This is a genomic window from Streptomyces sp. CBMA29 (assembly GCF_014596445.1).
In the GTDB taxonomy this organism is placed as follows: Bacteria; Actinomycetota; Actinomycetes; order Streptomycetales; family Streptomycetaceae; genus Actinacidiphila.
In genome coordinates this window covers 1-7,792 of record NZ_MECL01000191.1, presented here as the reverse complement: position 1 = coordinate 7,792, position 7,792 = coordinate 1, and the positions used below count along the sequence as shown (strand labels likewise).

Below are 7,792 nucleotides of genomic sequence, written 5' to 3'. Positions count from 1 at the left end.
GCGGCGGCCGGTGGCGGACCAGTCCGGTCTCGGCGCGGCCGGGCGGCCGGCGAATCTGGCGGGCGCTGTGGCGGTGGCCGGCGGGTCGGCGGCGCTGCTGACGGTGGCGCCGGTCGTGCTGGTGGACGACCTGATGACCACCGGAGCCTCACTGACCGTGGCGGCGCGGGCGGTGACGGCGGCCGGGGGCCGGGTCGCCGGGGCGGCGGTGGTGGCCGGTCCGCACGATCCGGAACTCCACTCGGATGCGCGTCCTTGCAGGTAGTAGCGGCGCATATTCACTCGGAAGGGGGTATGGCGTCGCTGAGGATGCCGACCTCCGCACTCCGGGACTATGTTCGGGGGATAGGGAAGTGAACGCCGTGGGGTGTTGATCTTCCCAGTGGGGCAGGAGGAGGTGAAAGCCGCGGCTTCGTGGTCCCCGGTCAGCCCCGGGAGGCGGAGCGGCAGCCAACGCAGCGCCGGACGGGACTGGTACCCGAACTGGCCTCAGCGAAAGGGATCGCCTCCGGTAGCCCGGGGCGATCCGGGAACGGAGTTCTGCGTGGACATCGTCGTCAAGGGCCGCAAGACCGAGGTGCCCGAGCGGTTCCGGAAGCACGTGGCCGAGAAGCTGGACAAGATCCAGAAGCTCGACGGCAAGGTGATCAGCCTCGACGTCGAGGTGTCCAAGGAGCTCAACCCCCGGCAGGCGGACCACGCCGACCGGGTGGAGATCACCCTCAACACCCGGGGCCCGGTCGTCCGGGCCGAGGCCGCGGCGGCCGACCCGTACGCGGCGCTGGACATCGCGGTGTCGAAGCTGGAGGCGCGGCTGCGCAAGGCCGCGAGCAAGCGCCACACCCGTCGTGGGAACGGCCGGATCCCGGCGGCCGAGGTGGCCGCGACGGTGCCGGACGCGGCGACCATCAACGGGGACGGGGAGTTGGCCGTCGACCGGCCGGGCACGGACAGTGTGCCCACCACGAGGTTCGGTCCGCTGGAGGTGCACGGCGAGGGCCCGCTGGTGGTGCGCGAGAAGACCCACGCGGCCACGCCGATGGCACTCGACCAGGCGCTCTACGAGATGGAGTTGGTCGGGCACGACTTCTATCTGTTCGTGGACAGCGAGACCAAGCAGCCGAGTGTCGTCTATCGCAGGCACGGTTACGACTACGGCGTGATTCATCTGAACTCGGACGAGAGCACCGTGGAAGAACCGGCGGGCGCGGGCGGCGTACTGCGCCGCTAGCGGCCACGCCCCAGGGCTGCAACCGGTGCCCCCGGGCCGTCCCGGGGGCACCACCGTGCCTGGACGTGAAATGCTGGACCGGTGGTCAACTCTGGTCTGAGGGGGAGGATCTGATGCCGGAGAGCTTTGAGCGCGGAACCACCGGCGAGCGTGGTCAGATCCCGTACGAGGAATCTGCCGGTCCGGCGCGTGCGGAGCCCATTCGGGTGCTGGTGGTCGATGACCACGCGCTCTTCCGGCGGGGCCTGGAGATCGTGCTCGCGCAGGAGGAGGACATCCAGGTCATCGGTGAGGCGGGGGACGGCGCGGAGGCGGTCGACAAGGCCGCCGACCTGTTGCCGGACATCGTGCTGATGGATGTGCGGATGCCGCGGCGCGGCGGGATCGAGGCGTGCACCTCGATCAAGGAGGTCGCGCCCAGCGCCAAGATCATCATGCTGACGATAAGCGACGAGGAAGCCGACCTCTACGAGGCGATCAAGGCCGGTGCCACCGGCTATCTCCTCAAGGAGATCTCCACCGACGAGGTGGCGACGGCGATCCGCGCGGTGGCGGACGGACAGTCGCAGATCAGTCCGTCGATGGCGTCGAAGCTGCTGACCGAGTTCAAGTCGATGATCCAGCGGACCGACGAGCGGCGGCTGCTGCCCGCGCCCAAGCTCACCGACCGGGAGCTGGAGGTGCTGAAGCTGGTGGCCACCGGACTGAACAACCGGGACATCGCCAAGGAACTCTTCATCAGCGAGAACACGGTGAAGAACCACGTCCGCAACATCCTGGAGAAGCTTCAGCTCCACTCCCGGATGGAGGCCGTGGTCTACGCGATGCGCGAGAAGATCCTGGAGATCCGCTAGGGCGTGTCCGGCGGATCGCAGGCGGACCAGGCAGTGCCTCGCGCTCGCACGCTCCAGGTGCCGAAGCGGCCGTTCGTGATCCGCCGGACGGGCCCTGGCCGCGTGTGGCCCGGCGGGGACTTCGCGTCCATGATGTGCGGGGCGTTGCCGGGTCCGGGCGCGCCCCCGGGCCGCCCGGACCCGGCAACGCCCGGACCCACTGTCTCGGCCCCCCTGGGGCCGTACCGCTCAGCGGCGGTCGTGGGTCAGTTTCAGCGCCGCCTCCAGCGGCTCGCGCAGCGGCTCCGGCAGCACCCGCTCCACCCGCGCGTCTTCGCAGCCCACCCAGCCCGCCGCGTGCGCGATGGCGTCGGCCGCGGGCTGCACGGCCTTCGGGCCGTCGAGCGTGACCTGCCGGGCCACCAGCGTCTTCCCCTCGCGCGCCGGGTCGACCCGGCCGACCAGCCGCCCGCCCGCGAGCAACGGCATCGCGAAGTAGCCGTGAATCCGCTTGGGCTTGGGGGTGTACGCCTCCAGCCGGTGCGTGAAGCCGAAGATCCGCTCGGTGCGCGGCCGGTCCCAGATCAGGGAGTCGAACGGCGACAGCAGCGTCGTACGGTGCCTGCCGCGCGGCTCGCTCGCCAGCGCCGCGGGATCGGCCCAGGCGGGCTTGGACCAGCCCTCGACCTCGACCGGCACCAGGCCGGTCGAGTCGATCACCGACATCACCTGCTCGCCCTTGAGCCGGTGGTAGTCCGCGAGGTCCGCGCGGGTGGCCACCCCCATCGCCGCGCCCGCCTGGACGACCAGCCGCCGTACGCACTCGGTGTCGTCCAGGTCGTCGTGGAGCAGCGCGTCGGGCACCGCCCGCTCGGCCAGGTCATAGATCCGCTTCCAGCCGCGCCGCCGGGTGCAGACCACCTCGCCGGTGTCGAGCAGCCACTCCACCGCGATCTTCGTCTCCGACCAGTCCCACCACGGGCCGCCGTTCTTCGCGCCGCCGAGCTGCGTCGAATTCAGCGGGCCCTCGGCCCTGAGCTGGTCCAGGACGGCGGCGCACGAGCGCTCGGCGTCCTCCAGGACGTGCCAGCGGTGGCCGCGGGCCCGCCGCGCCCTGCGCCGGAAGGCGAAGTGCGGCCACTCCTCGATGGGCAGGACGCAGGCCGCGTGCGACCAGTACTCGAAGGCGTGGTCGCCCGACCAGTACGCCTCCTCGACCTCCTCGCGGCCGACCGCGCCCAGCCGCGCGTACGGGATCAGCTCGTGCGAGCGGGCCAGCACCGAGATGGTGTCGAGCTGCACCGCGCCCAGCGTGCGCAGCACCCCGCGCGTCCCGGCCCGCCGGTCGGGAGCACCGAGGAACCCCTGCGCCCGCAAGGCGAGCCTGCGGGCTTCGTCGGCGGACAGGGTGAGCGCAGGAGGCGGCAGCGGTGTCATGCCGGACAGCGTAGAACCGACCACTGACAAGCACCGTCCAAGCACCGCCAAGCCCCGCTGACCTGCGTCAACCTCCCGCAGCCCGCAGCCCCCCGCTCCGTACGGAAAGCCCGCGGGCCCCGTGCCCGCTCCCGCGACGAAGGAGCCTCAGGCCGCGGCGCCGGGCGGATACGGCTCGTACGGCGTCTTGCCCTCGCGGTCCCAGTCCGTCGGCAGCAGGGAACCGCTCCAGGCGTCGCGGCGGGTGCCCGCGTAAAGGATCTTGGAACGGACGGTGCCCTCCATGACGAAGCCGACGGAGCGGGCGACGGCGCGCGAGCCGTCGTTGCCCGCCTCCGCGTACCACTCGATCCGCTCGACGCCGAGGGCATCGAAGGCCCAGGCGCAGACCGCGCGCCCGGCCTCGGCGGTGTAGCCCTTGCGGCGCTTGTCCTTCGCCGTCCAGTAGCCCAGCTCGGCCTGCCGCTCGGGCCCGGCCAGGCCGGAGGCACCGAACCGCAGCAGGCCCATCGAGCTGACGAGCGCGCCGCCGTCGGCGGTGAAGACGCCGAAGTTGTACATGGTGTCGTCGCGCCAGCCCTCGGGGCAGATGCGGCCGACGAAGTCCGCCGCGTTCTCGTGGGTGTACGGCGAGGGCACCGCAGTCCAGCGCGGAATATCGGGATCCTGGCAGGCCACATACAGCGCCTCGGCGTCGTCCGGGGCCAGCGGACGCAGCAGCAGGCGCTCGGTGGTGAGGGTGATCGGCTCCATGGACGCAGTATTGAGGAGAGCCGTCGGCTGTGGAAAACCGTTTTGGCACCTCGGGGCCTCCCGGCCCGCTGGTCTCCTCGCTTACGATGGCCGTTGCAGCGGGGCCATCGGCGGACAGCCACTGGCAGAAAGCCATCGGCAGACATCGGCAGATCAAACCCCGCTGTGCCGGGTGCGGGCCCACCGCGCCAGGCCCGACCGGCAAGGAGCCAGCCTACGTGTCCGTCTTCAACAAGCTCATGCGTGCAGGCGAAGGCAAGATCCTGCGCAAACTGCACCGCATCGCGGACCAGGTCAATTCCATCGAAGAGGACTTCGTCAACCTCACCGATGCCGAGCTGCGGGCCCTCACCGACGAGTACAAGGAGCGGTACGCCGAGGGCGAGTCCCTCGACGACCTGCTGCCCGAGGCGTTCGCCACCGTCCGTGAGGCCGCCAAGCGCGTGCTCGGACAGCGTCACTACGACGTCCAGCTCATGGGCGGTGCCGCCCTGCACCTCGGCTATGTCGCCGAGATGCGCACCGGCGAGGGCAAGACCCTGGTCGGCACCCTGCCCGCGTATCTGAACGGGATCTCCGGCAAGGGCGTCCACCTCATCACGGTCAACGACTACCTCGCCGAGCGCGACTCGGAGTGGATGGGCCGCGTCCACAAATTCCTCGGCCTCGAGGTCGGCTGCATCCTGGCGAACATGTCGCCCGCCGAGCGCCGCGCCATGTACGCCTGCGACATCACCTACGGCACCAACAACGAATTCGGCTTCGACTACCTGCGCGACAACATGGCGTGGTCGAAGGACGAGCTGGTGCAGCGCGGCCACAACTTCGCGATCGTCGACGAGGTCGACTCGATCCTGGTGGACGAGGCCCGTACGCCGCTGATCATCTCCGGCCCGGCCGACCAGGCCACCAAGTGGTACAGCGACTTCGCCCGCCTGGTGAAGCGGCTCAACCGCGGCGAGGCGAGCAGCCTCGGCAAGGAGGAGACCGGCGACTACGACGTGGACGAGAAGAAGCGCACCGTCGCCATCCACGAGACCGGCGTCACCAAGGTCGAGGACTGGCTGGGCATCGACAACCTCTACGAGTCGGTGAACACCCCGCTGGTCGGCTACCTGAACAACGCGATCAAGGCCAAGGAGCTCTACAAGAACGACAAGGACTACGTCGTCATGGACGGCGAAGTCATGATCGTCGACGAGCACACCGGCCGTATCCTCGCGGGCCGCCGCTACAACGAGGGCATGCACCAGGCGATCGAGGCGAAGGAAGGGGTGGACATCAAGGACGAGAACCAGACGCTCGCCACGATCACCCTCCAGAACTTCTTCCGCCTGTACGACAAGCTCTGCGGCATGACCGGTACGGCGATGACCGAGGCCGCCGAATTCCACCAGATCTACAAGCTCGGCGTCGTCCCGATCCCGACCAACCGGGACCTGGCCCGGATGGACAAGCCGGACCTGATCTACCGCACGGAAGAGGCGAAGTTCGCCGCCGTGGTCGAGGACATCGTCGAGAAGCACGAGAAGGGCCAGCCGGTCCTGGTCGGCACCGTCTCCGTCGAGAAGTCCGAGTACCTGTCGGCGCAGCTCTCCAAGCGCGGCGTGCCGCACGAGGTGCTCAACGCCAAGCAGCACGACCGTGAGGCGTCGATCGTCGCGCAGGCGGGCCGCAAGGGCGCCGTGACCGTGGCCACCAACATGGCCGGCCGCGGCACCGACATCAAGCTCGGCGGCAACCCCGACGACCTCGCGGAGGCGGAGCTGCGGCAGCGCGGCCTCGACCCGGTCGAGCACGTCGAGGAGTGGGCGGCGGCGCTGCCCGACGCCCTGGAGCGTGCCGAGCAGGCCGTCAAGGCCGAGCACGAGGAGGTCGTGGAACTCGGCGGGCTGTACGTGCTGGGCACCGAGCGGCACGAGTCGCGCCGCATCGACAACCAGCTCCGCGGCCGGTCCGGCCGTCAGGGCGACCCCGGCGAGTCCCGCTTCTACCTCTCCCTCGGCGACGACCTCATGCGGCTGTTCAAGGCGCAGATGGTCGAGCGCGTCATGGCGATGGCCAACGTGCCGGACGACGTGCCGATCGAGAACAAGATGGTCACCCGCGCCATCGCGTCGGCCCAGTCGCAGGTCGAGCAGCAGAACTTCGAGATCCGCAAGAACGTCCTGAAGTACGACGAGGTGCTCAACCGGCAGCGCGAGGTCATCTACGGTGAGCGCCGCCGCGTCCTGGAGGGCGAGGACCTGCACGAGCAGGTGCAGCACTTCATGGACGACACCATCGACGCGTACATCGACGCGGAGACCAAGGAAGGCTTCGCCGAGGACTGGGACCTGGACCGGCTGTGGGGCGCCTTCAAGCAGCTCTACCCGGTGAAGGTCACCGTCGAGGAGCTGGAGGACGCGGCGGGCGACCGGGCCGGTATCACCGCCGAGTTCATCGGGGAGTCCGTCAAGGACGACATCCACGAGCAGTACGCGGAGCGCGAGAAGACCCTCTCCGAGGACATCATGCGCGAGCTGGAGCGCCGCGTGGTGCTGTCGGTGCTCGACCGCAAGTGGCGTGAGCACCTGTACGAGATGGACTACCTCCAGGAGGGCATCGGGCTGCGCGCGATGGCGCAGCGCGACCCGCTGGTGGAGTACCAGCGCGAGGGCTTCGACATGTTCGGCGCCATGATGGACGGCATCAAGGAGGAGTCCGTCGGCTACCTGTTCAACCTGGAGGTCCAGGTCGAGCAGCAGGTCGAGGAGGTCCCGGTGGACGCGGCCCTCAGCGACGCCCCGCAGGACGCGGCGCCTTCGCTGACCAAGGACGCCAGGCCGGAGATCCGCGCCAAGGGCCTCGACGCTCCCAAGCGCGCCGACCGGCTGCACTTCTCCGCGCCGTCCGTGGACGGCGAGGGCGGTGTGGTCGAGGGCGACTTCGCGGGTGTCGACGCCGGCGACGGCGGTTCCGCCGAGGAGGGCCAGACGCGCGCCGAGCGCCGCAAGGCCGCCAAGGGCGGGCGCCGCCGCAAGAAGTGACGCCGTGCGGCGCGCTTGACCGGACACGGCCGCGGGGCCGGACCCACGAGGAGTGGGTCCGGCCCCGCGGCCGTGCCGCGTCGACGACGCCCACCCGCGGAAGGTCAGCCCGCCTGGACCGCCGTGCACCGCCAGCGGGCCGGCCCGTAGCCCGCGGAGGGCGGCGCGGCGGGCCCCGAGGGTTCGAGCCGGAAGGCCAGGGCGCGGAAGACGTCCCTGTCCAGGGCGACGACGGCCGCCACCTCCAGAGCGCCGTCCGCGGTGCGGAAACAGCGGCACCGGTACACGTAGGGGGTACGGCCGCGGGCCCGCAGCCGCCAGTCGGCGCGGGCGCCGTGCAGCTCCCACAGCCGCTGATACGCCTCGTCCCTGACGCGCCCGGCCAGCGACGTCACGGGGCTGCGCCCGGTCAGCACGTCGAGCAGGCGCCTGGCGAACCACAGGTGCGGCGCGGGCGGGCGCGGCGCCGGTCTCTGTCCCGGTCCCGGTCCCAGTCCCGGCGCGGCCGG

At 70.6% G+C, this 7,792-nt stretch carries 7 protein-coding genes; 4 read left to right on the top strand and 3 right to left on the bottom strand.

Translation table 11 applies throughout. The features are described 5' to 3' along the window. The 3 genes from BGM09_RS24990 to BGM09_RS24980 form a co-directional block, all read left to right on the top strand. Positions 1-265, top strand: a 265-nt coding sequence (locus BGM09_RS24990) for a phosphoribosyltransferase family protein (RefSeq protein ID WP_262928411.1), incomplete at its 5' end; no start/stop codon positions are given. Between the two features lie 279 nt (positions 266-544). Continuing rightward, the gene (gene hpf, locus BGM09_RS24985; protein ID WP_188283956.1) at positions 545-1,231 is read left to right on the top strand and encodes a ribosome hibernation-promoting factor, HPF/YfiA family; all 687 of its coding nucleotides are present in this window, start codon (positions 545-547) and stop codon (positions 1,229-1,231) included. A 113-nt stretch (positions 1,232-1,344) separates the two neighbouring features. Continuing rightward, positions 1,345-2,085, top strand: a complete 741-nt coding sequence (locus BGM09_RS24980) for a response regulator (protein WP_188283955.1) — start codon at positions 1,345-1,347, stop codon at positions 2,083-2,085. 228 nt (positions 2,086-2,313) lie between these two features. Here the strand turns inward: BGM09_RS24980 and BGM09_RS24975 are convergent, their stop codons facing one another. Both BGM09_RS24975 and BGM09_RS24970 read right to left on the bottom strand, forming a co-directional pair. Beyond that, positions 2,314-3,501: a winged helix-turn-helix domain-containing protein gene (locus BGM09_RS24975; protein WP_188283954.1), complete on the bottom strand. Its 1,188-nt coding sequence runs from the start codon at positions 3,499-3,501 to the stop codon at positions 2,314-2,316. A gap of 147 nt (positions 3,502-3,648) precedes the next feature. Next, entirely contained in the window at positions 3,649-4,254 is a 606-nt protein-coding gene (locus tag BGM09_RS24970; protein ID WP_188283953.1) for a GNAT family N-acetyltransferase, read from the bottom strand. A gap of 218 nt (positions 4,255-4,472) precedes the next feature. On the opposite strand from BGM09_RS24970, the gene secA reads away from it, so the two are divergent. Continuing rightward, positions 4,473-7,283 (top strand): preprotein translocase subunit SecA, encoded by a 2,811-nt coding sequence (gene secA / locus BGM09_RS24965; protein ID WP_188283952.1) that lies wholly within the window; start codon positions 4,473-4,475, stop codon positions 7,281-7,283. A gap of 104 nt (positions 7,284-7,387) precedes the next feature. Here the strand turns inward: secA and BGM09_RS24960 are convergent. Beyond that, a partial coding sequence (locus BGM09_RS24960) for an Rv3235 family protein (protein WP_188283951.1) occupies positions 7,388-7,792 on the bottom strand: 405 nt, incomplete at its 5' end.

Excerpts from the sequence above, each read along its gene's own strand:
- BGM09_RS24975 (WP_188283954.1), bottom strand. The coding sequence starts at position 3,501 with ATGACACCGCTGCCGCCTCCTGCGCTCACCCTGTCCGCCGACGAAGCC.
- BGM09_RS24970 (WP_188283953.1), bottom strand. The coding sequence starts at position 4,254 with ATGGAGCCGATCACCCTCACCACCGAGCGCCTGCTGCTGCGTCCGCTG.
- BGM09_RS24980 (WP_188283955.1), top strand. The coding sequence starts at position 1,345 with ATGCCGGAGAGCTTTGAGCGCGGAACCACCGGCGAGCGTGGTCAGATC.